Below are 22,498 nucleotides of genomic sequence, written 5' to 3'. Positions count from 1 at the left end.
GGCGGCGCGCCTTCGCGCCGCTCACGCTGTGGTCCACGTACTCCTGGCATTCCCAGCCTCGGGCCTGGCAATACGCTCGAAGCTGTTCGACTTGCCCGGCCGGATCTTGATCGGGGGTGGAGACGCGGCTGTAGGTGGCAGCCGTCATGAGCGGCGCCCCGGTGGTTGCATCGAAGAGAAATCGCGCGCGCGGCGCGCGCTGTCTCCGTTCTGTCTCCGACTTGGCTGTGGCTCGGTGTGCGGCCATGGGCGACCGCACACCGGATGGGCAGGAAAACTATGCGAATCTAGGCGGGAAGTGGTGGGCCCTAGAGGATTCGAACCTCTGGCCTTCGGATTCGTAGTCCGACGCTCTGTCCACCTGAGCTAAGGGCCCATGGCGGAGAGGCCGGGATTCGAACCCGGGACAGAGGTTTTGCCCCTGTAACCGCTTAGCAGGCGGCTGCCTTCGGCCGACTCGGCCACCTCTCCAAGGGGGAAGCCCAGGTAGTATACACTGGCTTTCACCGCGCCTTCGGCGCCAGCGACCGCGCCACCTGGCGAACCGCCGCCTCGGACGCCACCGTCAACGCCTCGAGCAACGCCTTCCTGTAAATCTCCTGGAGCCAGCGGCCCGGCTCCGAGCCCTCGATGGCGATGTACTCGTCGAGCTCCGGGTCGGTCGCGTCACGGTAGACGTACAGGAAGATCAGGAGCATCTCCTGCCGCGCGGCGTCGCGCTGCTGGCTCACGAGGTCCCGGGCCGTGACCTCGGCCTGCGCGGGCGCGATCCGCTGGTCCGGCGGCATCAGCGAGCTCAAGATCTTGAGGGTGGAGACGATCGCCGCCGCCCGGATGTCCAGCATGAGCTCGGTCGCCCCGCTGATCGCGTCGAGCTGAGCGAGCCGGGCGACGCGGTCCTCGGGCGGCGGCGCGTCCTTGACACCGGCGGCGAACGCGCGCAGTTTCTGGCCGAAATCGGCGGCGTTGACGGCGACTTCGAGCTCCGTCATCTTCCGCACGACGGGCATCCGGAGCTGAGCGAGCGCGAGCCCCATCTGCATCGCGTCGTAGTTCCGCTGGAACGCGGTCCGCACGCTCGCCAGGATCGGCCCGGGACTGAACGCCTCGGCGATGATCTTCGCGACCGTCGCGCGCTCCTTCGCGGGGAGCGGCGACTGCGACGCCTCGGCGCCGGCGCGCACCTGGGCCGGCAGGCTCTCGATCGTCCGCCGGACGCCCGAGAGCGTGAGGGCCTCCTCGATGAGCGCGTCGCGCTCGCCCACCACCGCCTCCAACTGCGGGGGCCGGTCCGAGTAGTGGACGCCGCCCTTGGCGTCCACCCAGCGATAGGTCCCGGCGGCCGCCGGCCCCGCGAGCAGGACGAGCGCGAGGAGCGAGACGACCGTGGCGCAGTGCATGGTGGAGCCTCCCCTGGACGCTGGCGCGATGATTTCAGACTCCGGCGCGGGGATCAAGCGGGGTCAGTAGTCCTTGGGGTCGAGCAGGTCGCGCATGCCGTCGCCGGCGAGGTTGAAGGACAGCGCGAGCGAGAAAATCGCCAGCCCCGGCCAGTACGCCATCCAGGGCGCCGACTCCAGGAACTGCTGGGCGGCGTTGAGCATCGTCCCCCAGGACGGCGTGGGGGGCTGCACGCCCAGCCCCAGGAACGACAGGATGGCTTCGCCGATGATCGCGGTGGGAATCGAGACGGTCGCCTGGACGAGAAGCGCGCTGAAGATGTTCGGGAGGACGTGGCGCCGCATCAGGCGCAGATCGCCGGCTCCCAGGGCGCGCGCCGCCTGGACGTAGTCCTCCTCCTTCGTGGACAGGGTGAGGCCCCGCGTGAGGCGGATGTAGGTCGGCGCCGCGCCGAGCCCGATGGCCAGCGTGGCGTTGGTGAGCGACGGGCCCATGATCGTGACCAGGCCGATCGCGAGGATCAGGAAGGGGAAGGCCAGCCACGCGTCGGTGAGCCGCATGACGAGCTGATCGAGCGCGCCCCGATGGTAGCCCGCCGCGAGACCGACCGGGACGCCGATCGCCATCGCCAGCAGGATCGAGAAGACGCCGGCCTGCATCGAGATGCGGCTCCCCCACACGACGCGCGAGAAGTTGTCTCGGCCGAGGTCGTCCGTCCCGAACGGATGCGCCAACGTCGGCGCCTTGCGGATCTGGCTCCAGTCGGTGCGGAGCGGATCGGTCAGCGCGATCCACGGCGCGCCGACCGCGAGCGCGACGAAGACGAGGACGACGACGACTCCCGCGACCGAGGCCGGTCTCCGCAGCATGCGCCGCCAGCCGCGGCGCAGTCCGCCGGCCGGCGCCGCCGCGGCGGGCGGGAGCACGAGCGCCGCGGCGACGGGCGCCCCGCGGGACGCGTCAAGGCTCACGGTCGACCTCGGATCCGGATCCGGGGGTTGAGGAACGAGTACGAGACGTCCACCAGCAGGTTGATCAGCACGTACGAGCTCGCGGTGATCAGCACGACCCCCTGCACGAGCGGGTAGTCCCGGGTGAAGACGGCCTCGACGATGAGGCGGCCAAAGCCCGGCACCACGAAGATCGACTCCGTGACGACGGCGCCGCTCATCAGGGCGCCCATCTGGAGGCCGAGGATCGTGACGACCGGGATGAGGCCGTTGCGGAGCGCGTGGCGGACGACCACCGCGAAGCCCGCCAGGCCCTTGCTGCGGGCGGTGCGGATGTAGTCCGCCGAGAGGACCTCGATCATCGCATTGCGCGTCTGCCGCATCAGCACGGCCGCCAGCGCGGTGCCGAGCACGAGGGCCGGCATGATCATCCGCTTGACGTTGGCGACGGGGTCCTCGAGCAGCGGAACGAAGCCGGACGCCGGCAGCCAGCCGAGCCGCACCGAGACGAGCAGGATCAGCATGATCCCGAGCCAAAAGTTCGGGATCGATACGCCGCAGAGCGAGACCGCGCTGGCGACGACGTCCCATGCGGTGTTCCGCCGCACCGCGGCCAGCACGCCGGCCGGGATCGCCAGCGCCAGCGCGACCAGGATCGCCACGCACGCGAGCTCGATCGTGATCGGCAGCTTCGTGGCCACCGTCCACGCCACGGAGTGGCGCGTGCGGATCGACTCGCCGAAGTCGCCGCGGAGCGCGAGCGCGACCCAGCGCAGGTACTGGACCGGGATCGGATCGTCGAGGCCGTACTTCGCGCGAATCTCCTCGAGGCCCGCGGCGTCGGCGTCGGTGCCGGCCATCACGCGCGCGGGATCCCCCGGGATCATCCGCACGCCGGCGAACACGATGACCGTGATCAGCCCGAGCGTGATCGCGGAGATGCACGCCCGGCGGACGAGGAACTCGATCACGCGCCTACTGCCAGGCGGTCCCCTTGATCCGGATGAGCCCGTCGGGCACGGCCTTGTAGCCCTTGAGGTTCTTCGGGAACGCGACGATGTAGTTCTGGAAGTAGAGATAGAGGATGTTCCGGCGCGCGAGCAGGACGTCGCTCGCCTCGCGATAGAGGGCCGTCCGCTGCGCGATGTCGGTCACTTCGCGCGCCTTGTTCAGGAGCGCGTCGACCTTCTCGTCGCACGCGAGCGTCTCGTTGAGGCTGCCGCCGCACGCGTGGAACTGGTGGATGTTGTGGTCGGGATCGACGCGACCGCTCCAGCCGATGAGGAACGCCTGATGCTTGCCATCCTCGTTGTCCTTCAGCGACGACGCGAACTCCTTCGGCGTCAGCGTGATGCCGAAGCCGGCCTCGCGGGCCATGCCCTGGATCACCTCGCCCACGCGCCGCTGCTGCGGGTTGTTCACGATCACCAGCTCGAAGCCGTAGCCGCCGGCCAGCCCGGCCTCGGCCAGGAGCTTCCTGGCGCGGGCCACGTCGCGGCCGGGGCACTTGCGGCCCCTGTCGAAGAAAGGGCTGTTCGGGGCGATCGCGGTGCAGCCGGGCGTGTAGAGGCCGTCCCAGGCGACCTGGTTCAGCGCCTCGCGATCGATCGCGAGCTCGAGCGCCTCACGCACGCGGGGATCGTTCGCGAGCGGCGTGCCGAGGTCCCCGGGCGCCTGCGTCTTGCCGTTCTTGTTGCGGAGGTTGATCGTGATCCCGTTGTAGCCGAGGCCCGTCACGTTGGAGACCTCGAACCGGCCCTCCTTCCTCAGGCTCGTGGCGTCGGTCGGCGCCACGAGATGCATCACGTCGATGTCCCCCGAGCGGAGGTTCGCGAGCCGCACGTTGTCGTCGGGAATGATGCGGAAGACGATGCGGTCGAACTTCGCCTGCGAGGGATCGAAGTAGTGCGGTGACTTCTCGACGACGATCTTGTCCTGCGGGATGCGCTCGACGAACTGCCACGGCCCGACGCACACGGGCGCCGTGCCGAACTTGTCGCCGAGCTTCTCGGCCGCGGCCGGCGAGACCGGCATCCCCGCGCGGTCCGTCAGGATCGCGGCCAGCGGCGCCAGCGGCGACTTCAGCCGCAGGCGGACCGTCGCCGGGTCGACCACCTCGATCGCGGTGACGTGGTCGAGCTCGCTGCGGCGGTTCGAGCCCTTCATCGTGCGGTGGCGCTCGAGCGAGAAGCGGACGGCCTCCGCCGTCATCGGCGTGCCGTCGTTGAACTTGACGCCGCGCCGCAGCTTGATGGTTACCGTCTTGCCCCCGTCGCTCACCGCCGGCATCTCGGCCGCGAGCTGCGGGTGGATCCTCAGGTTCTCGTCGATCTCGTACAGCTTCTCGCAGATGTGCGAGAAGATGATGCGCCCGACGTACGTCCGCGCGAGCGTCGGGTCCAGGATGTCGGGGTCCTGGTTGAGGGCCACCACGAGCGTCTTCTTCTGCGCGTGGGCGGCCCCCGCGTTCAGGATGAGCGCGGCGAGCGCTCCCACCGCGAGACACACGGCCTTCCTGGTCACACTCATGGTCGTCTCCTTCCGCCGCGGCCCGGGATCACGGCTCGACCCGACCGAACGGGCACAGCGTCACGGGCACAAGTTGTACCATGGGAGCCTGTGAGCGCGTCCGACTACCCCGTGATTCCCGCCGAGCTCCGCGCGCGCGTCGAGAACGATCCGTGGGCGCGCGCCCTCGGCATCCGGTACCTTGACCTGCGACGCGGGTACTGCCGCGTGAGCCTCACGCTCCAGCCCCACATGCTGAACTTCCAGGGCCACCCGCACGGCGGCGTCATCTTCTCGCTGGCCGACGTCGCCTTCGGCGCCGCCTGCAACTCTCACGGCGAGGACGCGGTGGCGCTGAGCGTCACGATCAGCTACCTCGCCGCGGTGAAGCCCGACGCGACCCTCGTCGCCGAGGGGCACGAGAAGAAGCAGGGACGCCGGGCGGGGTTCTTCGATGTCACCGTCGCGACCGAGGACGGGACGCCGGTCGCGCTCGTCCACTGTGTCGCCCACCGGGTCGGCCGCTGACGCTAGACGCCGACGCCTTCGGGGACGGTCCCGTCCCACACGGCGGTCCGGCTGGCGAACGGCGGTTCGGCCGTCGGGCCCTCGCCGGCCACCGTCGTCCGCCGCATGACGCGCCGGTGGACCGCGGCGTCCCACGGCCGGCCGCGATGCAGCACGCAGCGGTTGTCCCACATCACGAGGTCCCACTGTCGCCACCGGTGCTGGTAGACGCGCTCGGGGCGCGTCGTGTGGGCCAGGAGGTCGTCGAGCAGCCGGCGCGACTCGTCGTAGGCCATGCCCTCGACGTACCACGCGTGCGACCCGATGTAGATCGCCCTCCGGCCGTTCGCGGGGTTGGCGCGCACGAGCGCCTGGCGGACGGGCGGCAGGTCCCTCTCGTGCTCCGCGTCGAAGAGGCCCTCCGCGATCGTGCTCCGCGAGTAGAGGATGCTGTGCACGGTGACCTTGCCCTCGAGCCGTCGCTTCGTCTCCTCCGGCAGGGTCGCGTACGCGTGGCGCATGCTCACGAACTCGGTCTCGCCGCCGATCGGCGGCACCTCGCGGCCTGAGAGCAGCGACACCATCGCGGGCACGGGCTTGAACGAGCTGTCGGTGTGCCAGAGCTGGTTCCCGGACTGGTAGAGCATGCGCCGGTCCGTCCAGCCCATCAGCTTGCCGTCGTCCTGGGGATCGAGGTTCGAGAGGTCGACCAGGTTCTCGTGGAGCCGTCGCTCCTGGCCGATCGACTTGATCGTCGCCTCGAGCGGACCGAAGCGCCGGCTGAAGGCCATCTGCTGCTCGTCCGTGAGCCGCTGGTCGGGGAAGACCAGCACCGAGTACTCCTGGAACGCCTCGAAGATCCGCCAGAACGACGCCTCGTCGAGCGGCCGCGCGAGATCCACGCCCTCGACGCGGGCGCCGAAACAGGAATGAACCGGGACGATCATGACCACGCCTCTCCCTCCCGCGCGAGCCTAGCGGTGGGCGGCTCGCGGCGTCAAGACCGCCAGGACGATCGCCACGACCAGCAGCGCCGGGACGTCGCCGAGGAGGTGCCCGCGCTCGCTGGCGTCGGTGAGGGCCTGGACCGCCATGATGCCAGCGTGCACGACACTCGACCAGACCGTGAACCAGATGAGGCTCGCGTGCGCCGCCGGGTTCTTCGCGGCGAGCAGGAGGAACACCCCGAGCGTCGCGTACACGCCGAGGATCATCATCAGATAGTGGGAATGCCCCTGGCCCCACTGCCAGCCGGAGGGCCACACGACGCCGAGCGGGTAGATCCCGAGGACGAAGATGAGGCCGACGACGATCAGGGCGACGCGGAGATAGCGCAGGCGATTCGCATCTGCCATGGCGGGTCCCTCCTCGGCGCCGACGGTAGCACGCGCGCCGGGGCTCCGTCGCGATGAGATACACTCGCGTCGGAGGCCATCACGGTATGGGCACCCGGCGGTCCGGGCTCGGCGCGCGCGGGTTCGGGGTGATCGAGATCCTGCTCGTGCTGGTGGTCGTGGCGCTGGCGGGCGCGCTGCTCATGCGCTACGTCGGCTCCACCGCGAAGACCCTCGAGAAGCTCCAGGAGGACCGCCCGCTCCAGCGATCCAAGCTCGCGGCCGACCAGGCGACGCTCGACTCCGTCCAGGGTCTCGTGCGGAACTATCAGGCCGAGCACGGCCGGTGGCCCGCCGACAAGGCCATCGTGCTCTCGCTGCTCGTGTCGCCGCCGAAGTTCCAGTGCGCGGGAAACGACTTCGAGTACGACCCGGCGAGCGGCACGCTCCGACTCCTCATCACCGACGATTCCCGCTGCTGACGCGCCGCCTCAGAACGCGACCGGAAGCGTCTTGAGCCCGCGCAGCGTGGACGACTCCCGCCATGCCGGCGTCCCGGCGACCGCGAGATCCGGCATCCGGCGGAGGAGCGTGCCCAGGGCGATCTGGCCCTCGACACGCGCCAGCGGCGCGCCGAGACAGAAGTGGATCCCGTAGCCGAAGGCGACGTGACGGTTCTCCCGGCGCGTGAGATCCAGGCGGTCGGGATCCGGGAACTGCGCCGGGTCGCGATTGGCCGCGCCGATCGCGGCGACGACCATGGAGCCCTTCGCGATCGCGCGGCCGTCCACCTCGACGTCGGCGTTCGTGATCCGCGCCGTGCGCTGCACCGGGCTGTCGTACCGGAGCAGCTCCTCGACCGCGCTCTGGATCAGCGCGGGCTCGTCCCTGAGCCGCGCACGCTCTCCGGGATGATGCAGGAGCGCCAGGAGCCCGTTGCCGATGAGGTTCACCGTCGTCTCGTGCCCCGCGATGAAGAGCAGGATGCAGGTGGCGAGCAGCTCGCCCTCGCTGAGCTTGTCGCCCTGCTCCTCGGCGGCGATGAGCAGGCTCAGGAGGTCGTCCCTGGGATCCTTGCGGCGCGAGGGCAGGAGCCGGCGGAAGTAGTCGCCGAGCGCCTGGCGGGCCACGCGCCCGCGCGTCACGATCTCGGCCTCCGCCGGCACGCCGAGGGCGTCCAAGCTTCGCGCGACGTCGGCCGACCACTGGCGGATGGTGGCCTGGTCCTCCGTCGGCACCCCGAGCATCTCGCAGATCACGGTGACGGGCAGCGGATAGGCGAGGTCGGCGATGACGTCCATCCGCCGGGCGCCTTCGACCCGATCGAGGAGCCGGTTGACGATGTCCTGGATGTGCGCCCGCATCCCCTCGATCACGCGCGGCGTGAACGCCTTGCTGACGAGCGCGCGCAGGCGCGTGTGATCGGGCGGGTCGCGGAAGAGCATCGACCGCGGAAGCCGGCCTGATTCCCTGTCCTCGCCGTAGACGGCGGCGAGGATCTGCTCGAACCCGTCGCGTCCGAAGCGCGGGTCGCGGAGGACCGTGACGACGTCGTCGTATCGCGTGAGGACCCAGAAGCCCATGGGCGCCTGGTGCACCGGGTCGCGGGCGCGCAGCCGGTGATAGAGGGGATACGGGTCCGCGTGGAACTCGGGCGCGAAGGGATTGAAGAGCACCTCGCTCGACGCCATCGGGCCCTCTACGTCCGGCGGGTCGCGTCCCGCCCCGCGTCCTGCCGCTCGCACCAGAACTTGTCCAGCGCGGCGGCGCCGGGGCCGCCGACGACCAGCAGGAGCGCGGCGACGAGCAGCATCCGCTCGAGCTCGCTCCCGTTCCAGCCGCCGCGCGGGATCTGGACCCACAGGGTCGCCACGAGCATCTGCGCGGTGAAGAGCGCCGCCACCACGCGCGTCCCGACGCCGAGGATCAGGAGGATGCCGCCGATCAGCTCGAGGCCCGCGATGAGGGGCGCCATCACGCCCGGAAGCGGGATCGCGAGCTTCGTGAAAAAGGCCGTGACGCCGCCGAGCCCGCCCGCGAACTTCTGGAACCCGTGAACCGCGAAGACGAGGCCGGTCATGACGCGGACGAGCGTGACACCCCAGTCCGGGTTGATGCCGCCGATGCCCCTCATGCCGAACCTCCCTCCGCCTGAGGTGATGCTGATCGCCGACCCGAGACGCCGCGATCAGAAGCGAGGCCGCCGGGCGCTATAGTACTCGACGCCCCGGCCGCGAGCCACCGCGCTTTTTCCCCGCGCTCTATCTGAACGCGAACTCGGAATCGAAGCGGAGCGGAGCGCCGTCCAGGAAGGCGGGCAGCGGGAATTCGGTATAGGGCCAGTCGTCGGTCACGTTCGGATAGCGGGCCGCGTTCTGGCGCAGCCTCTCGTCGGTGATGACCCTTCGTGGGTGGAACAGGTCCGGGGTGAGCCACGGGTTCAGGCGCAGGCGTTTCCGTTCGACCATTCGTTGCGTGATGACCGCCGGGTCGAGGTCGAGAGGCGCGTTCGAGCCGAGCAGAAGGAAACCCATGATCGGCGAGTGGGGCTCGGCCCACGCCAGGGTATGCGGGAAGGTGTCGGTGACGTTCCTGGCGATCATCCAGAAGTCGCCGTCGAACGAGGGCAGCGGCACCCAGAGCGCGAGGATTCCCGTGGGCGTCAAGTGCTTCCTGGCCAGCTCGACGAACTCCCGCGCGAACAGATTCACCGTGCCCGCGCTGTAAATGGGCGCTGCCGTCGACCACGATCACGTCGTATTTCGAGCCGGACGTCAGGAGGAAATTCCTCCCGTCGTTGACGATCACCCGGACGCCCGCGCGCTCGGTGTACCGCGACGTTGTGCTCGACGGCTGCGCGGAAGGTGCTGCCGGTCCTGAGACAGATCACCAGCGCCCGCTCGGGATGCGCGAGGAGGAGCAGCGGGATGTCGGCCATGAGCGTCCCGAGCGCGCCAATCCCGGACACGATGACGCCGTTGATCAGCAGCAGCGTCTCGTACCGGCTCGCGTATCCGGTGACCGTCGCCGACAGTCCCTCGTCGTGGAAGAGCACCTTGCCCGGGGCGCGCTTCGCCAGGCGCGCCTGGATGATCTCGAAGAACGGGTCGGGTCGCAGGACGGCGAGCAGCACGACCGGCACCATGCCCGCGAGCGCGACCTTTTTCAGCACGGCGCTGCGGTTCAGCGAGGCGCCGATCAATCCCAGTGCGATATGGACGAAAGCCACGAGATAGAGCGTGGTGCGGGTGCCCAGGGCCGGGATGAGCACGAAGCCGCAGGCGAGCGAGCCGAGCACGGAGCCCACGGTGTTGAACGCGTAGATCCTCCCGACGCTGGTGCCGGCGGCGCGGGTATCGGCGATCTGGATCGCCAGCGGGAACATCATCCCGTACACGAGGGTGACCGGGATGATGATGCCCGCGCTCAACCCGAAGAGCGCCAGGAAATCCTTCGCCGACTGGATCGGCGAATACAGGTACGCTCCGTCGAGCCGGGCCATGCCCTGCGTGAGGTACAGCTCGAGGGTCGCGGCCGCTAGGAGGCCGGCGGCCACCTGGAGCGCGCAGAACGTCGACGCGCGACGCCGGTCGAACCCCATCCACCGCGCCGAGACGAGACTGCCGATTCCGATCCCGACCAGGTAGCAGGCCAGCATCGCCGAGAACGCGTACACCGAGGTGCCGACCAGGAGGACGAGCATTCGAGTCCACAGCACCTCGAGCGCCAGCGCACAAAAGCCGGACAGCGCGACGAGCCAGACGATCCCTCGAGCCAACGGCGTCGCGGCGGCCTCGTCGTGACCCGCCGACGTCGCCCGGTCGGCCCGAGGCGCTCGAGCGGGGGCCAGCGCTCTGCGCGCCAGCGCCAACGCTCCGGCCCCCACGGCCGCGTTGATCGCCACCGCGATCGCAACGGTCTTGATTTCCCCGAGCGTCCCGATGGCGAGGAACCCGGAATAGATCACGCCGGCCACCGCGCCCACCGTGTTCACGCCGTAGAGCAGCGCGGCTCGGTCCCACCCGGGCGTCCTTGTGCCGTTTCGCGCCCGCGAGAAATGCTCCGCGAGCAGCGGGAAACTCGCTCCCATGAGAAGCGTCGGGACGAAGAGGATGAGAAAGCTGAGGCTCGCACGAAGGACGATCACCATCGCCGACGCCGCGCCTTGCTCGGACCAGAAGGCCGCCACGACGTTCGGCAGCTCTCGGCCGCCCCACGTCGCCAGGGCCGCCGCCACGGCGAGGCCGAGCTCGACGATTCCGTAGGAGCGCAGCGGAGCGGGAGCGGTCCTGGATCGGAGGCCGCCGAGCCAGGCCCCCGCCGCGAGCCCGGACATGAACACCGCCAGGATGGTGCTCGTGGCGAATGTCGTGCTTCCGAACGCCCTGACGAGCATCCGCAGCCAGACGACCTCGTAGATCAGCCCGGAACAACCCGACAGGAAGAAGAGCGTCAGGACCACGAACGACTCTGCGTGTCTTTCCTTCAATTGGGGCATGCGCGCCCGTTATGCGTCCTCACGGACGCGGATCGAGCAGGATCCGACGAGTCAGCAGGGGGTCGAGCCGGCGGCGGAGCGACGATAGGCCTCGAACGGGGCACGCCGTCTTTCGGTCAAAACGAGCAAAGAATGACCTTATAAATAAGGCTCGGATTCTTTCGCTCGCAATAAGCCCTCATTCGAACGGGCGTTTTCGTTTCCTAAACTACCGCCACGAGAAATCCGCTCGGCCTCCCTGCCCGATGCCGGGGGGTGGCCCCCACGACCCTAACGCCGTCACGACTGCGGCATTCGGTATATTGTGGCCGCTGTGATCGCCGACATCGCCGCCCTCCTGCGGCGCTGCGTTCCCCCCGCTCTCAAGGCACGCTTGTCCGCCCGGGCGAAGGCCCGTCTCCGCGCCTTGCTCAGGATCGAGCCATGGCCCGACCTCGCCGTCCGGCATTCCCTGTTCCGGAGCTCCGAGTACCGGCGGCTGCGTGCGGCCGCGCGCGCATTCGACGTCGAGAAACCGAACAAGCCCATCCTCGAGCGCGGGCACCAGACGTCGTTCGTGCTCGCACGATGGTTCGCGGCAGCAGGTGTCGGCCGTGCATTCCAGGTCGGCTACGCGAACGGACGGTACATCTTTTATCTTGCGGCGGTCGGCATCCAGTGTGCCGGAACCGACCTGCCTGACGAGGACACCGCGTGGGTGAATCTTCCGGAAGGAAGCCTCGACGTCGCGACGCGGAAGCGCCTGCTCCGCATCGACTTCTTCCGGCTCACGCGGGCCGATGTGGACGCCGTGTGGTTCGAGCCCGCCGCGAGACCGGTCAGCCACGTTCGAGACACTGCTTCCATGGCGGGAGAGCGGGGCGTCGATCCCCGGCTATCTCACGATGGATCCCCGTGAGCGGCGCGCGATGATGCACGAGCGATTTCCTGCCAAGCTCGACGAGCTCGCGGAGACCGTTCGCAACTTGGTGTTCATCGAGCCTGAGCCAAGCGCAGGAGAAACGGGGGCCGTGTTCGAAACCTGTGCGGATCGCCTGCGCGACCGCACGTACAGCATCTGGAGATTCCGTCCCCCGTTCGATCATCTGTTCCGCCTGTCGCCTCACAATCCGACGCGGCAGGTGGTCTACGCTTTCACGCGCGACGCATCACTGCTCGACGCGCTGCGCCCGTACGCCGATCCGTGCGCATGAAAGCCTCGTGCTCCTCGATGCGAGCAGTCTCGCTACGGTCGTGATTTAGTGGCGGAGGGCGAGGGATTCGAACCCCCATGGGGCTTGCGCCCCCGCGGATTTCAAGTCCGCTGCCTTACCAATTGAGGCTAGCCCTCCGTGCGGAGGCCGGGCTTTACTTTACGCCTGATGACGCGCGCGCAAGCGTGATCGTGCAGGTCTTGCGCTCCCTGCCGCCGAGAACGAGCGCGCGTGCACCGAGCGGGGCCGCGTAGAGCTCCGAGGGCCGGTCGGGGACCTCGACGGCCCATCCCGTGCCGCTCCGCGACACCGTGAACTCGGGCTCGGGGCTCACGAGCCGGTTGTGGATCGTGAAGAGCGCGTTGCCCAGGATCGTGGACGGATCGTTGGCCGGGGCGCGCCGGGTCTCGGTCTGGGCGAGCGCCGAGCCCGCGAGCCCGACGACCACGACGAGCGCGGCGAGGGCGCTACGACGTCGCGACACGCGAGAGACGGGCGAGCCCGTCCATGTAGGGCCGGAGCGCCTGGGGGATCGTGACCGTCCCATCGGCCTCCTGGCCGTTCTCGAGCACGGCGATCAGCGTCCGACCGACGGCGAGCCCGGAGCCGTTCAGCGTGTGGCAGAACTCCGGCTTGCCGCCGTCCTCGGGCTTGTAGCGGATGTCCGCCCGCCGGCCGCCGAAGTCGGCGTAATTCGAGCACGAGGAGATCTCACGATACCTGCCCTGTCCCGGCAGCCACACCTCGAGGTCGTAGCCCTTGGCGGCGCTGAACCCGAGGTCGGCGACGCAGCGCTCCACCACCCGGTGCGGGAGCTCGAGGCGCCGGAGCACCGCTTCGGCCTCGCCCACCATCGCGTCCAGCTCGTCGTAGGAGCGCGCCGGGGTCGTGATCTTCACCAGCTCCACCTTGTCGAACTGGTGGTTGCGGAAGATGCCCTTCATGTCCTTGCCGTGGGTGCCGGCCTCCCGGCGATAGCACGGCGTGAAGGCGGTGTAGCGGCGCGGGAGCGTGCGCTCGGACAGGACCTCCCCGCCGTGGAGCGCCGTCAGCGACACCTCGGACGTCGGGATGAGGTAGAGCGCGCGGCCCTCGTCGGCCTCGATGGTCTTGAACAGCTGCTCCTCGAACTTCGGCAGCTGTCCGGTCCGCAGCATCGTCTCGGCGCTGACGAGGTGCGGTACCCAGGCCTCCGTGTAGCCGTGCTCGCGCGTGTGCAGGTCGAGCATGAACCGCGCGAGCGCGCGCTCGAGGCGCGCCAGCTCGCCCCACAGCACCGCGAAGCGCGACTTCGCGATCCGCGCGGCGCGCTCCATGTCGAGCAGCCCGAGCGCCTCGCCGACCTCCTCGTGGGGCCGGGGCGTGAACGCGAACTCCCGCGGCGTTCCCCAGCGCCGGACCTCGACGTTGTCCGCGTCGCTCTTGCCGGGCGGGACCGAGGAGTGGGGAACGTTGGGGACCTGGAGGAGCAACGCCTCGATCGCCTCGTCGACGACCTTCAGCTCGGCGTCGAGCGCCTTGACGCGGTCGCCGACCTCGCGCATGCGCGCCTGCTCGGCGGTGGCGTCCTCGCCGCGGCGCTTGGCCTGGCCGATGGCCTCCGAGGCGCGGTTGCGGAGCGCCTTGAGGTCCTCGGCCTCCCGGATGAGCCGGCGGCGCTCGTCGTCGCGGGCCAGGATCTCCGGGATCAGGGCGGCGCCGCCCTTGTCGGCGAGCGCCCGGGCGACCGCCTCGGGCTCCGCGCGGATCAGGCGCAGATCCAGCACGTCGCTACGGCGCTTCGACGGGCGCCTGCTCGGCCTCGACGCGGGCGATCGAGCCGACCCGGTCGTCGGGCTCCAGGTCGATGATGCGCACGCCCATCGTGTTGCGGCCCTGGGCGCTGACGTCGGCGGCGTGGAAGCGGATCAGCTTGCCCTTGGTGGTGACGACCAGGACGTCGTCGCCCTCGCGCACCTGGACCATACCGACCACGGTGCCGTTGCGGCCGCCCGTCTTGATGTCGATGATCCCCTTCCCGCCGCGCCCCTGCAGGCGGTACTCGTCGAGCGGCGTGCGCTTGCCGTAGCCGCGCTCGGTCACCGTGAGGATCAGGGCGCCCTCCTGCACGACGTCGGCCGCGATGACCTCATCGCCCTCCTCGACCTCGATGCCCTTCACGCCGGCGGCGGCGCGGCCCATCGGGCGCACTTCCTCCTCCGAGAAGCGGATGATCATGCCGAGCTTGGTCGCGATCATCACCTCGCGTTGCCCGTCGGTGCGCCGAGCCGTGATCACCGTGTCCCCGTCGTCCAGCCCGATCGCCTGGATGCCGCCGGCGCGCGGGTGCGAGTACGCGTCGAGCTCGGTCTTCTTGACCTTCCCCTGCTTGGTCGCGAAGAGGACGTAGCCGCCGCCCGCGGCGAAGTCGCGCACCGGCACGCACGTGGCGACGCCCTCGCCCTCGCCGAGCGACAGGAGGTTGACCATCGCCTTGCCCTTCGCCTGGCGCCCGCCCTCGGGGATCTCGTGCACCTTGAGCCAGTGGACCTTGCCGAGCGTCGTGAAGAAGAGGAGGTAGGAGTGCGTGGTGGCGACGAAGAGGTCCTCGACGATGTCCTCCTCCTTCGTCTCCATGCCCGTCACGCCCTTGCCGCCGCGCCGCTGGCTCCGGTACGCCTCGACGTGCGTGCGCTTGATGTAGCCCGAGCGCGTGATCGTGACGACCATCTCCTCGTCGGCGAGCAGGTCCTCGATCGTCAGCTCGGTCGTCTCGGTGACGATCTCGGTGCGGCGCTCGTCGCCGTACTCCTCCTTGATCGCGAGGAGCTCCTTCCGGATGATCGCCATGAGCTTCGCGTCCGAGGCCAGGATGCCCTTGAGCTCCTCGATGAGCGCGAGGGTCTGCTCGTGCTCCTCGACCACCTTGTGGCGCTCGAGCTGCGTGAGGCGCTGGAGCCGCATGTCCAGGATCGCGCGCGCCTGGACCTCCGAGAGCTCGAGCCGCGACATCAGCGCGTCCTTGGCCGCGTCGGGACTCTCGGCCTGGCGGATCAACCGGATCACCACGTCGAGGTGCTCGACCGCCTTTCGGAGGCCGGCGAGGATGTGCGCCCGCTCCTCGGCGCGCGTCAGGTCGAAGCGCGTGCGCCGCGTGACGATCTCGCGCCGGAAGCGGACGAACGCCTCGAGCATCGTCTTGAGATTGACGACCTCGGGGCGTCGGTCGACCAGCGCGAGCATGATGATCCCGAACGTCGTCTGCATCTGCGTGTGCTTGTACAGCTGGTTCATCACGATCTGTGGGATCTCGCCGCGCGAGAGCTCGAGGACCACGCGGATGCCTTCCCGGTTCGACTCGTCGCGGATCTCGGACAGCCCCTCGATCTTCTTCTCGCGGGAGAGCTCGGAGATCTTCTCGATCAGGCTCGCCTTGTTCACCTGGTACGGCAGCTCGGTGATGATGATCGCCTCGCGCCCGCCCCGCATCTTCTCGGCGTGCGCCTTGGCGCGGAGCGTGATCGTGCCCCGCCCGGTCGTGTACGCATCGGCGATCCCGGCGGTGCCGTAGATGTAGCCGCGCGTCGGGAAGTCCGGGCCCTTGATCGTCTTCATCAGCTCCGGGATCGTCGTCCCCGGGTTGTCCACGAGCATGACGAGGGCGTCCACGACCTCGCCGAGGTTGTGCGGCGGGATGTTCGTGGCCATGCCCACCGCGATGCCCGCCGAGCCGTTGACGATGAGGTTCGGGATCCGCGTCGGGAGGACGGTGGGCTCCTGGAGCGACTCGTCGAAGTTGGGCGAGAAGTCGACGGTCTCCTTGTCGATGTCGGCCAGCATCTCGTGGGCGATCTTCGCGAGGCGCGTCTCGGTGTAGCGCATCGCCGCCGGCGGGTCGCCGTCGATCGAGCCGAAGTTCCCCTGCCCGTCCACGAGCGGGTACCGGAGGGAGAACTCCTGCACCATGCGGACGAGGGCCTCGTAGACGGGCGAGTCGCCGTGGGGGTGGTACTTCCCGAGGACCTCGCCGACGACGCGGGCGGACTTCTTGTAGGCCCGGTTCCACGCGAGGCCGAGGTCCTGCATCGCGAAGAGCACGCGGCGGTGCACGGGCTTGAGGCCGTCGCGGATGTCCGGCAGCGCCCGCCCGACGATGACGGACATGGCGTAGTCCAGATAGGACTTCCGCATCTCCTCTTCGATCGGAACCGGCACCTGCCGCTCGTTCGGCATCTCTCTCCGAGGCTAGATATCGAGGTTCGCGACGTCCAGGGCGTACTTCTCGATGAACTCGCGGCGCGGCTCGACCGCGTCACCCATGAGGACCGTGAACACCTGGTCGGCGCCCACCGCGTCCTCCTGCGTCACCTTGAGGAGGGTGCGCGTCTCCGGGTTCATCGTGGTCTCCCAGAGCTGCTCCGGGTTCATCTCGCCGAGGCCCTTGTACCGCTGGAACGACGCGCCCTCGCGCGAGCGGCCGAGCGCCACGCGCCACAGCTCGTCGAGGCTCTTCACGGGCGTCTCGCGGCCGGCCTCGTCGATGAGCGTCGTCGGCCCCTTCGCCGCCGCCCCGACCTTCTCCCACAGATCGAAGAGCGTCGCGTAATCCGCCGACTTGAAGACGTCGGTGCTGAACGTGACGGTGGGCGGGCCCGCGATCGTCACGGTGTGCCCGTCGCCGTTGTCGCCCGGCGTCACCCCGATGCTGTAGCCGTTCACCGAGGCCGCGGCCGTCTTGATCGCCTCGCCGATCTCGGCGTGGCCGACGCCGCGCTTGGTGCCGCGGAACTTCGCGCGCAGCAGCTCGGCCAGGATCGGCCCCGGCACGCCGCGCTTGACGAGCTTGCCGAAGACCGCCCGGGACTCGGACACCGCGCGCAGCAGCTCGAGCAGCGGCTCGCCCGTCAGCGGCGCCTTCGTCCCCGGCACCTTCACCCGCGCCGCCGCGACCCACGCGGCCAGGAAGAACTCCTCGAACTCGCGCTCGGACATGAGGTACTTCTCGACCTTGCCCTTCTTCACCTTGAAGAGCGGCGGCTGCGCGATGAAGAGATGGCCCGCCTCGATCACCTGATTCATGTGACGGAAGAAGAAGGTCAGGAGCAGCGTGCGGATGTGGGCGCCGTCCACGTCGGCGTCGGTCATCAGGATGATCTTGTGATAGCGGAGCTTCGTGAGGTCGAACTCCTCCGTGCCGATGCCCGTGCCCATCGCCGAGATGAGCAGCCGGATCTCGTTGTGGGAGAGGACCTTGTCGTAGCGCGCCTTCTCCGAGTTGATGATCTTGCCCCGGAGAGGCAGGACGGCCTGGGTCCGGCGGTCGCGCCCCTGCTTCGCCGAGCCGCCGGCGGAGTCGCCCTCCACGAGGAACAGCTCGCGGTACTGTGGGTCGCGTTCCGAGCAGTCGGCCAGCTTGGCGGCCAACCCTTCGTCGTCGCGCCCGCCCTTGCGGGTCAGCTCGCGCGCCTTCCGCGCCGCCTCGCGCGCCTGGGCCGCGCGCACGCACTTGTCGGCGATCTTGCGCGCCGTCGTGGGATCTTCCTCGAAGGCCTCGGCGAGCTTGTCGTTGACGATCTGCTGGACGAGGCCCTTGAGGTCCGTGTTGCCGAGCTTGGCCTTCGTCTGGCCCTCGAACTGCGGCTCGGGCAGCCGGACGGAGACGACGGCCGTGAGCCCCTCCTTCACGTCGTCACCGCTGACCCCGCCCTTGAAGCCCTTGAGGAAGCCGTTCGCCTCCGCGTAGGCGGCGATCCGGCTCGTCACCGCCGCGCGGAACCCCGTGAGGTGCGTGCCGCCCTCGCGCGTGTTGATGTTGTTCGCGAACGAGAACACGGCCTCCTGGTAGCCGTCGTTGTACTGGAGGGCGACCTCGACCTCGATGTCCCCCTTCTTGCCCTCGAAGTAGAGGACCTTCGGGTGGATCGGCGTCTTGTTCTGGTTCAGGTGCTTGACGAACTCGACGATGCCGCCCTTGTAGAGGAACGTGTGGCTCCGCCCGTCGCGCTCGTCCTCGATGACGATCTTGAGGCCGCGGTTCAGGAACGCGAGCTCGCGCAGGCGGTTCGACAGCGTGTCGAAGGAGAACGCCGTCTCCTCGAAGATCGTCGCGTCGGGCTTGAAGCGGATGATCGTGCCGTGCTTCGTGGTCTTCTCGCCGGCCGTGAGCGGGCCGGTCGGCACGCCGCCTTTCTCGTAGCGCTGCGCCCAGACCTTGCCGCCGCGGCGGATCTCGACCTCGAGCCACTCGCTGAGCGCGTTCACGACCGAGATGCCCACGCCGTGGAGGCCGCCGGAGACCTTGTACGCCGAGTGATCGAACTTCCCGCCGGCGTGCAGCACCGTCAGGACGACCTCGGCGGCCGACTTGCCGCTCTCCTTGTGGAGATCCACCGGGATGCCGCGCCCGTTGTCGCCGACGGAGCACGAGCCGTCCGAGTGGAGGATGACCTTGACCGAGTCGCAATGCCCCGCCAGCGCCTCGTCCACGGCATTGTCCACCGCCTCGTACACGAGGTGGTGGAGCCCGTAGGCACCCGTGTCCCCGATGTACATCGCGGGGCGCTTGCGGACGGCCTCGAGGCCCTCCAGGACCTTGATGTCGCTCGCCGTGTAGGTCTCGGCGCTCATGCGGCTGCGACTCCTCCCGCGTTCACGCGGAAGACGGCGGCGCCCGGCACCGCCAGCGGCTCGGGGCTCGTCAGGAAGACCTGCTCGGCGGCGCCGAGCTCGCGGAGCACCTGCTCGCGCACGCCCCCGTCGAGCTCGGACAGCGCGTCGTCCAGCAGCAGGACCGGCGCGGTCCCGGCCGCCTCGGCGACCGGCAGCACCTCCGCGAGCCGCAGGGCCAGCGCGACGAGCCGCTGCTGCCCGCGCGAGCCGAAGGCCCGGGCGTCCACACCGTCGATCTCGATCGCGAGGTCGTCGCGATGCGGCCCGACCAGCGTCTGACCGCGCACGATCTCCGCGCGCTGCGCCCGGTGGAGGGCCGCGAGGAGCGCCGCGGGCTCGGACGACTCACCGAGCGCGGTCCGATAGCGCACCTCGACCTTGGAGCGCGCCGTGCAGAGCGCGCCAAAGACGCGCGCGAGCTCGGTCTGCAGCGCCGCCACGGCCTTTCGCCGCCGGTCCACCAGCTCCATCCCGACGGCCGCGAGCTGCTCGTTCCAGGGCTCGAGCCTCGCGGCCAGGTCGTCGGCGGACGCGCGCTGCTGCAGGAGCCGGTTTCGCCGCGCGAGCACCTGCCGGTAACGCACGAGCGCCGCAAGGTGCGTCGGATAGAGACGCGCCGCGAAGCCGTCCATGAAGCTGCGGCGCGCGCCGGGCGCGCCGTTGACGATCTCGAGGTCCTGCCAGCCGAACGCGATCGCCCGCGCCCACTCCACGGACTCGCCGGCGTGCTGCCAGCGGCCGTCATCCTGCCTCGAGAGCGTTCGGCGCACGTCGCGGCGGGCGCCCGAGCCCTCGCCGCGTACCAGCTCGCCCGTGAGCGTGGCCGCCTCGGCGCCCCAGCGCGGGATCTCGGCGGCCCGCGGCGTGCGGAAGGAGCGACCCGCCACGAGCATCCCGAGGGCCTCGAGAAGGTTCGTTTTGCCCTGCGCGTTGGGGCCAATCAGGACGTTCAGACGCGGGCCAGGACCGTACTCCAGGGTGCGGTAATTACGAAAATCAACGACGTGAATCCAGCCCACCTGCACCCTTGATAAACTCCTGTTTTATAAGGCTAAAATGCCTTCTATATACGCATAGGCATTATAACACAGAGGTACCCCTCCTCTTCGAGGCTTTTAATGACGCCGGGGCTCTGCGCATCCTTCAGATCGAACGCGACCTGGTCCCTCTCCAGAGCCGCAATCGCGTCGAGCAAGTACCGCGAGTTGAACCCGATCACGAGCTCCTCACCGGCGTACTCGACGTCCAGGATTTCCTCCGCCTCTCCGAGGTCCTGGCTCGATGCCGAGAGCCGCAGCGAGGCCGGCGCCAGAGTGAACTTGACCGGTTTGTTGCGCTCCTCGGCCATCACGGACACGCGGCGGAGCGCCGCCGTCAGCGCGCCGCGCGCGATCACGAGACGCTTCGTGTGGGCCTTCGGGATCACCGCCTCGTAGTTCGGGAACTGACCCTCGATCAGGCGTGCCGTCATCACGAAGTTCGGCATCTGGAGGACGAACTGGTTCTCGGTGATCGCGATCTGGACGTCCTCGCTCCCGCCCAGGACTCGCGTGATCTCGGTCACCGCCTTCCGAGGCACGATTCCCGTCACCGCTCCGACCCCGCGTCCGAGGCTACGCTTGGCAAGCGCCAGCCGGTGCCCGTCGGTCGCGACCATCTGGAGGTCCTTGCCCTGGAGCGCGAAGAGCACACCGTTCAGCGCGTACCGCGTCTCGTCGTGAGACACGGCGAAGCTCGTCTGGGCGAGCATCTCGCGCAGCGTCTTCGCCTCGAGGCTCACCCATGCCTCGGGCGAGGCGGGCACGACCGGAGGAAAGTCATCGGCCGCGAGCCCCACGAGCTTGTACGTCGCGCCGGCGCATCGCAGCGTGACGCCCGCGTTCTCGGTCACCTTCAGGGCGACCGCGGCTGCCGGGAGCTCCTTCACGATCTCGGTGAGCTTGCGCGCGGACACGGTGATCACGCCCTTCCCCGCCACCTTCGCCGGCACCGACGCGCGCGCGCCCACCTCGAGGTCGGTGGCCGTGAGGCGTACGGTCTCCCCATCGGCCTCCACGAGCACGTTCGCCAGAATGGGCAGCGTCTGGCGAGGCTCGACGATGTTCTGCACCATCTGCAGGCCCCTGAGGAACTGATCGCGATCGAGCACTACTTCCATGCAGTTCTCCGTTGTGTGAAAGGAAAGAAATACAACTGCGTAGGCGTAGTAGGAAATCGGCGGTGTGGATGGGGCTCGTAGGTGCCAACCCGTGACGCCGCCGGGGTTTCTGGATCCAGGAGCCCGGGGACAACGATGTGGAGGCCCCGGGGAGATCTGTGGATCACAGGGTGATGCCCTGGATAAGCCCGTCGATCGTCTTGCGCAGTTTGGGGTCTTCCTGCAGCAGTGTTTGCACCTTGCCCACCGCGTGGAGGACGGTCGTGTGATCCTTGCCGCCGAAGGCCCGGCCCACCTCGGAGAGCGAGGCGTGGGTGAGCTGCCGCGCGAGGTACATCGCGATCTGGCGAGGGAAGGCGACCGCCTTCGTCCGGTTCTGGGCCTTCAGGTCCGAGAGCTTGATCCCGAAGAAGTCGCACACCTTGCGCTGGATCTGCTCGATCGTGATGACCTTCTCCTCCTCGCCCCAGAGCTCGCCCAGGACCTCTTGCGCGAGCTCCACCGACATCTCGCGCCCCGTGAGCGCGCAGAAGGCGATCATCCGCGTGAGCGAGCCCTCGAGCTCGCGGATGTTCGACTTGATCCGGCTCGCGATCAGGTAGGCGACGTCGTCGGCCAGCCGCACGCGCTCGAGGGCGGCCTTCTTCTTCAGGATCGCGACGCGGGTCTCGAAGTCCGGCGGCTGGATGTCGGCGATCAGACCCCACTCGAAGCGCGACCGCAGCCGCTCCTCGATCTCGGGGATCTCCTTCGGCGAGGAGTCGCTCGACACGATGATCTGCTTCCGCGACTCGTAGAGGTCGTTGAAGGTGTGGAAGAACTCCTCCTGCGTCCGCTCCTTGCCCGAGATGAACTGGATGTCGTCGATCAGGAGGAGGTCGATCGTCCGGTAGCGCGCGCGGAACTCGGCGGTCCGGTCGTAGCGGATCGCGTTGATGAGCTCGTTCGTGAAGCGCTCGGACGAGAGGTAGGCGACCGACATCCCGGGGAAGAGCCGGGTGCTCTGATGGCCGACGGCGTGGAGGAGGTGGGTCTTCCCGAGCCCGACCCCGCCGTAGATGAAGAGAGGGTTGTAGGCGCGCGACGGGAGTTCCGCAACCGCCTGGGACGCGGCCTGCGCGAACTGGTTCGAGGAGCCGACGACGAAGGTGTCGAACGTGTAACGCGGGTTCAGCCCTTCGGCGGTGCCCCCGGTCGCCGCCCGCCTCGGCGGCGGCGCGCTCTCGACGTGGGCGTCGTCGACGACGATCGACACCCTGGGGCGGCCGCCGATGCACTCCTGGGCCGCGTCCTGGAGCGCA

At 69.1% G+C, this 22,498-nt stretch carries 21 protein-coding genes and 3 tRNA genes; 4 read left to right on the top strand and 20 right to left on the bottom strand.

The annotated features are described in order from the left end of the window. Positions 1 to 299: 299 nt before the first annotated feature. From VKG64_16250 to VKG64_16225, 6 genes are all read right to left on the bottom strand, one after another. Positions 300 to 376, bottom strand: a tRNA-Arg gene (locus VKG64_16250). 1 nt (position 377) lies between these two features. Further along, positions 378 to 471: transfer RNA gene (locus tag VKG64_16245), tRNA-Ser, on the bottom strand. A gap of 32 nt (positions 472 to 503) precedes the next feature. Beyond that, positions 504 to 1,400: a DUF4124 domain-containing protein gene (locus VKG64_16240; GenBank protein HKB26587.1), complete on the bottom strand. Its 897-nt coding sequence runs from the start codon at positions 1,398 to 1,400 to the stop codon at positions 504 to 506. Between the two features lie 63 nt (positions 1,401 to 1,463). Continuing rightward, positions 1,464 to 2,291, bottom strand: a complete 828-nt coding sequence (locus tag VKG64_16235) for an ABC transporter permease (GenBank protein ID HKB26586.1) — start codon at positions 2,289 to 2,291, stop codon at positions 1,464 to 1,466. A gap of 77 nt (positions 2,292 to 2,368) precedes the next feature. Beyond that, positions 2,369 to 3,322 carry an ABC transporter permease gene (locus VKG64_16230; GenBank protein HKB26585.1) on the bottom strand — a complete coding sequence of 318 codons (954 nt, stop codon included), beginning with the start codon at positions 3,320 to 3,322 and terminating at the stop codon, positions 2,369 to 2,371. A gap of 4 nt (positions 3,323 to 3,326) precedes the next feature. Beyond that, on the bottom strand, positions 3,327 to 4,880 hold the full coding sequence (locus VKG64_16225; protein HKB26584.1) for an ABC transporter substrate-binding protein: 1,554 nt from the start codon (positions 4,878 to 4,880) through the stop codon (positions 3,327 to 3,329). A 90-nt stretch (positions 4,881 to 4,970) separates the two neighbouring features. Between VKG64_16225 and VKG64_16220 the strand changes: the two genes are divergently transcribed. Then, positions 4,971 to 5,387, top strand: a complete 417-nt coding sequence (locus VKG64_16220) for a hotdog fold thioesterase (GenBank protein HKB26583.1) — start codon at positions 4,971 to 4,973, stop codon at positions 5,385 to 5,387. A gap of 2 nt (positions 5,388 to 5,389) precedes the next feature. Here VKG64_16220 and VKG64_16215 read toward each other — a convergent pair whose 3' ends face one another. Next, the gene (locus VKG64_16215) at positions 5,390 to 6,313 is read right to left on the bottom strand and encodes a TauD/TfdA family dioxygenase (protein HKB26582.1); all 924 of its coding nucleotides are present in this window, start codon (positions 6,311 to 6,313) and stop codon (positions 5,390 to 5,392) included. Positions 6,314 to 6,340: 27 nt separating this feature from the next. After that, on the bottom strand, positions 6,341 to 6,721 hold the full coding sequence (locus tag VKG64_16210) for a DUF6632 domain-containing protein (protein ID HKB26581.1): 381 nt from the start codon (positions 6,719 to 6,721) through the stop codon (positions 6,341 to 6,343). An 86-nt stretch (positions 6,722 to 6,807) separates the two neighbouring features. Between VKG64_16210 and VKG64_16205 the strand changes: the two genes are divergently transcribed. Continuing rightward, entirely contained in the window at positions 6,808 to 7,182 is a 375-nt protein-coding gene (locus VKG64_16205; protein HKB26580.1) for a hypothetical protein, read from the top strand. A gap of 9 nt (positions 7,183 to 7,191) precedes the next feature. On the opposite strand, the gene VKG64_16200 is transcribed toward VKG64_16205, so the two are convergent. From VKG64_16200 to VKG64_16185, 4 genes are all read right to left on the bottom strand, one after another. Then, positions 7,192 to 8,391, bottom strand: coding sequence for a cytochrome P450 (locus tag VKG64_16200; protein ID HKB26579.1), 1,200 nt, complete (start codon positions 8,389 to 8,391; stop codon positions 7,192 to 7,194). 8 nt (positions 8,392 to 8,399) lie between these two features. Then, a complete protein-coding gene (locus tag VKG64_16195) occupies positions 8,400 to 8,834 on the bottom strand; it encodes a DoxX family protein (GenBank protein ID HKB26578.1) in 435 nt (144 codons plus the stop codon). A 127-nt stretch (positions 8,835 to 8,961) separates the two neighbouring features. Further along, on the bottom strand, positions 8,962 to 9,411 hold the full coding sequence (locus VKG64_16190; protein ID HKB26577.1) for a hypothetical protein: 450 nt from the start codon (positions 9,409 to 9,411) through the stop codon (positions 8,962 to 8,964). Beyond that, positions 9,408 to 11,198, bottom strand: a complete 1,791-nt coding sequence (locus tag VKG64_16185; GenBank protein ID HKB26576.1) for a fused MFS/spermidine synthase — start codon at positions 11,196 to 11,198, stop codon at positions 9,408 to 9,410. Before VKG64_16185 ends, VKG64_16190 begins: the two co-directional genes overlap by 4 nt. A 313-nt stretch (positions 11,199 to 11,511) precedes the next feature. On the opposite strand from VKG64_16185, the gene VKG64_16180 reads away from it, so the two are divergent. Beyond that, the gene (locus VKG64_16180) at positions 11,512 to 12,096 is read left to right on the top strand and encodes a hypothetical protein (GenBank protein HKB26575.1); all 585 of its coding nucleotides are present in this window, start codon (positions 11,512 to 11,514) and stop codon (positions 12,094 to 12,096) included. Then, positions 12,083 to 12,391, top strand: coding sequence for a hypothetical protein (locus VKG64_16175; GenBank protein ID HKB26574.1), 309 nt, complete (start codon positions 12,083 to 12,085; stop codon positions 12,389 to 12,391). The genes VKG64_16180 and VKG64_16175 overlap by 14 nt, the downstream gene beginning before the upstream one ends. Before the next feature lie 49 nt (positions 12,392 to 12,440). Here VKG64_16175 and VKG64_16170 read toward each other — a convergent pair. The 8 genes from VKG64_16170 to dnaA all read right to left on the bottom strand — a co-directional run. Continuing rightward, positions 12,441 to 12,529 (bottom strand) — tRNA-Ser (locus VKG64_16170). A 16-nt stretch (positions 12,530 to 12,545) separates the two neighbouring features. Next, positions 12,546 to 12,875, bottom strand: a complete 330-nt coding sequence (locus VKG64_16165; GenBank protein HKB26573.1) for a hypothetical protein — start codon at positions 12,873 to 12,875, stop codon at positions 12,546 to 12,548. Continuing rightward, positions 12,859 to 14,157, bottom strand: a complete 1,299-nt coding sequence (gene serS, locus VKG64_16160; GenBank protein ID HKB26572.1) for a serine--tRNA ligase — start codon at positions 14,155 to 14,157, stop codon at positions 12,859 to 12,861. Before serS ends, VKG64_16165 begins: the two co-directional genes overlap by 17 nt. A gap of 4 nt (positions 14,158 to 14,161) precedes the next feature. After that, complete coding sequence (gyrA, locus tag VKG64_16155; protein HKB26571.1) at positions 14,162 to 16,603, bottom strand: DNA gyrase subunit A; 2,442 nt, start codon at positions 16,601 to 16,603, stop codon at positions 14,162 to 14,164. Between the two features lie 12 nt (positions 16,604 to 16,615). After that, a complete protein-coding gene (gene gyrB / locus VKG64_16150) occupies positions 16,616 to 18,997 on the bottom strand; it encodes a DNA topoisomerase (ATP-hydrolyzing) subunit B (protein HKB26570.1) in 2,382 nt (793 codons plus the stop codon). Beyond that, positions 18,994 to 20,058 carry a DNA replication and repair protein RecF gene (gene recF / locus VKG64_16145; GenBank protein ID HKB26569.1) on the bottom strand — a complete coding sequence of 355 codons (1,065 nt, stop codon included), beginning with the start codon at positions 20,056 to 20,058 and terminating at the stop codon, positions 18,994 to 18,996. Before recF ends, gyrB begins: the two co-directional genes overlap by 4 nt. Positions 20,059 to 20,102: 44 nt before the next feature. Beyond that, complete coding sequence (dnaN, locus tag VKG64_16140; protein HKB26568.1) at positions 20,103 to 21,197, bottom strand: DNA polymerase III subunit beta; 1,095 nt, start codon at positions 21,195 to 21,197, stop codon at positions 20,103 to 20,105. A 163-nt stretch (positions 21,198 to 21,360) separates the two neighbouring features. Next, positions 21,361 to 22,498 (bottom strand): chromosomal replication initiator protein DnaA (dnaA, locus tag VKG64_16135; protein ID HKB26567.1); only part of this gene is annotated, 1,138 nt, incomplete at its 5' end.

The sequence above is a fragment of the Candidatus Methylomirabilota bacterium genome, from assembly GCA_035260325.1.
Lineage (GTDB): Bacteria > Methylomirabilota > Methylomirabilia > Rokubacteriales > CSP1-6 > AR19.
The sequence above is the reverse complement of the archived record's forward strand: the minus strand, read 5'-3'. Positions and strand labels throughout refer to the sequence as shown.

Excerpts from the sequence above, each read along its gene's own strand:
- gyrA (HKB26571.1), bottom strand. The coding sequence starts at position 16,603 with ATGCCGAACGAGCGGCAGGTGCCGGTTCCGATCGAAGAGGAGATGCGG.
- dnaN (HKB26568.1), bottom strand. The coding sequence starts at position 21,197 with ATGGAAGTAGTGCTCGATCGCGATCAGTTCCTCAGGGGCCTGCAGATG.
- VKG64_16185 (HKB26576.1), bottom strand. The coding sequence starts at position 11,198 with ATGCCCCAATTGAAGGAAAGACACGCAGAGTCGTTCGTGGTCCTGACG.
- VKG64_16175 (HKB26574.1), top strand. The coding sequence starts at position 12,083 with ATGGATCCCCGTGAGCGGCGCGCGATGATGCACGAGCGATTTCCTGCC.
- VKG64_16225 (HKB26584.1), bottom strand. The coding sequence starts at position 4,880 with ATGAGTGTGACCAGGAAGGCCGTGTGTCTCGCGGTGGGAGCGCTCGCC.
- VKG64_16210 (HKB26581.1), bottom strand. The coding sequence starts at position 6,721 with ATGGCAGATGCGAATCGCCTGCGCTATCTCCGCGTCGCCCTGATCGTC.
- VKG64_16195 (HKB26578.1), bottom strand. The coding sequence starts at position 8,834 with ATGAGGGGCATCGGCGGCATCAACCCGGACTGGGGTGTCACGCTCGTC.
- VKG64_16205 (HKB26580.1), top strand. The coding sequence starts at position 6,808 with ATGGGCACCCGGCGGTCCGGGCTCGGCGCGCGCGGGTTCGGGGTGATC.
- VKG64_16200 (HKB26579.1), bottom strand. The coding sequence starts at position 8,391 with ATGGCGTCGAGCGAGGTGCTCTTCAATCCCTTCGCGCCCGAGTTCCAC.
- VKG64_16215 (HKB26582.1), bottom strand. The coding sequence starts at position 6,313 with ATGATCGTCCCGGTTCATTCCTGTTTCGGCGCCCGCGTCGAGGGCGTG.
- VKG64_16240 (HKB26587.1), bottom strand. The coding sequence starts at position 1,400 with ATGCACTGCGCCACGGTCGTCTCGCTCCTCGCGCTCGTCCTGCTCGCG.
- gyrB (HKB26570.1), bottom strand. The coding sequence starts at position 18,997 with ATGAGCGCCGAGACCTACACGGCGAGCGACATCAAGGTCCTGGAGGGC.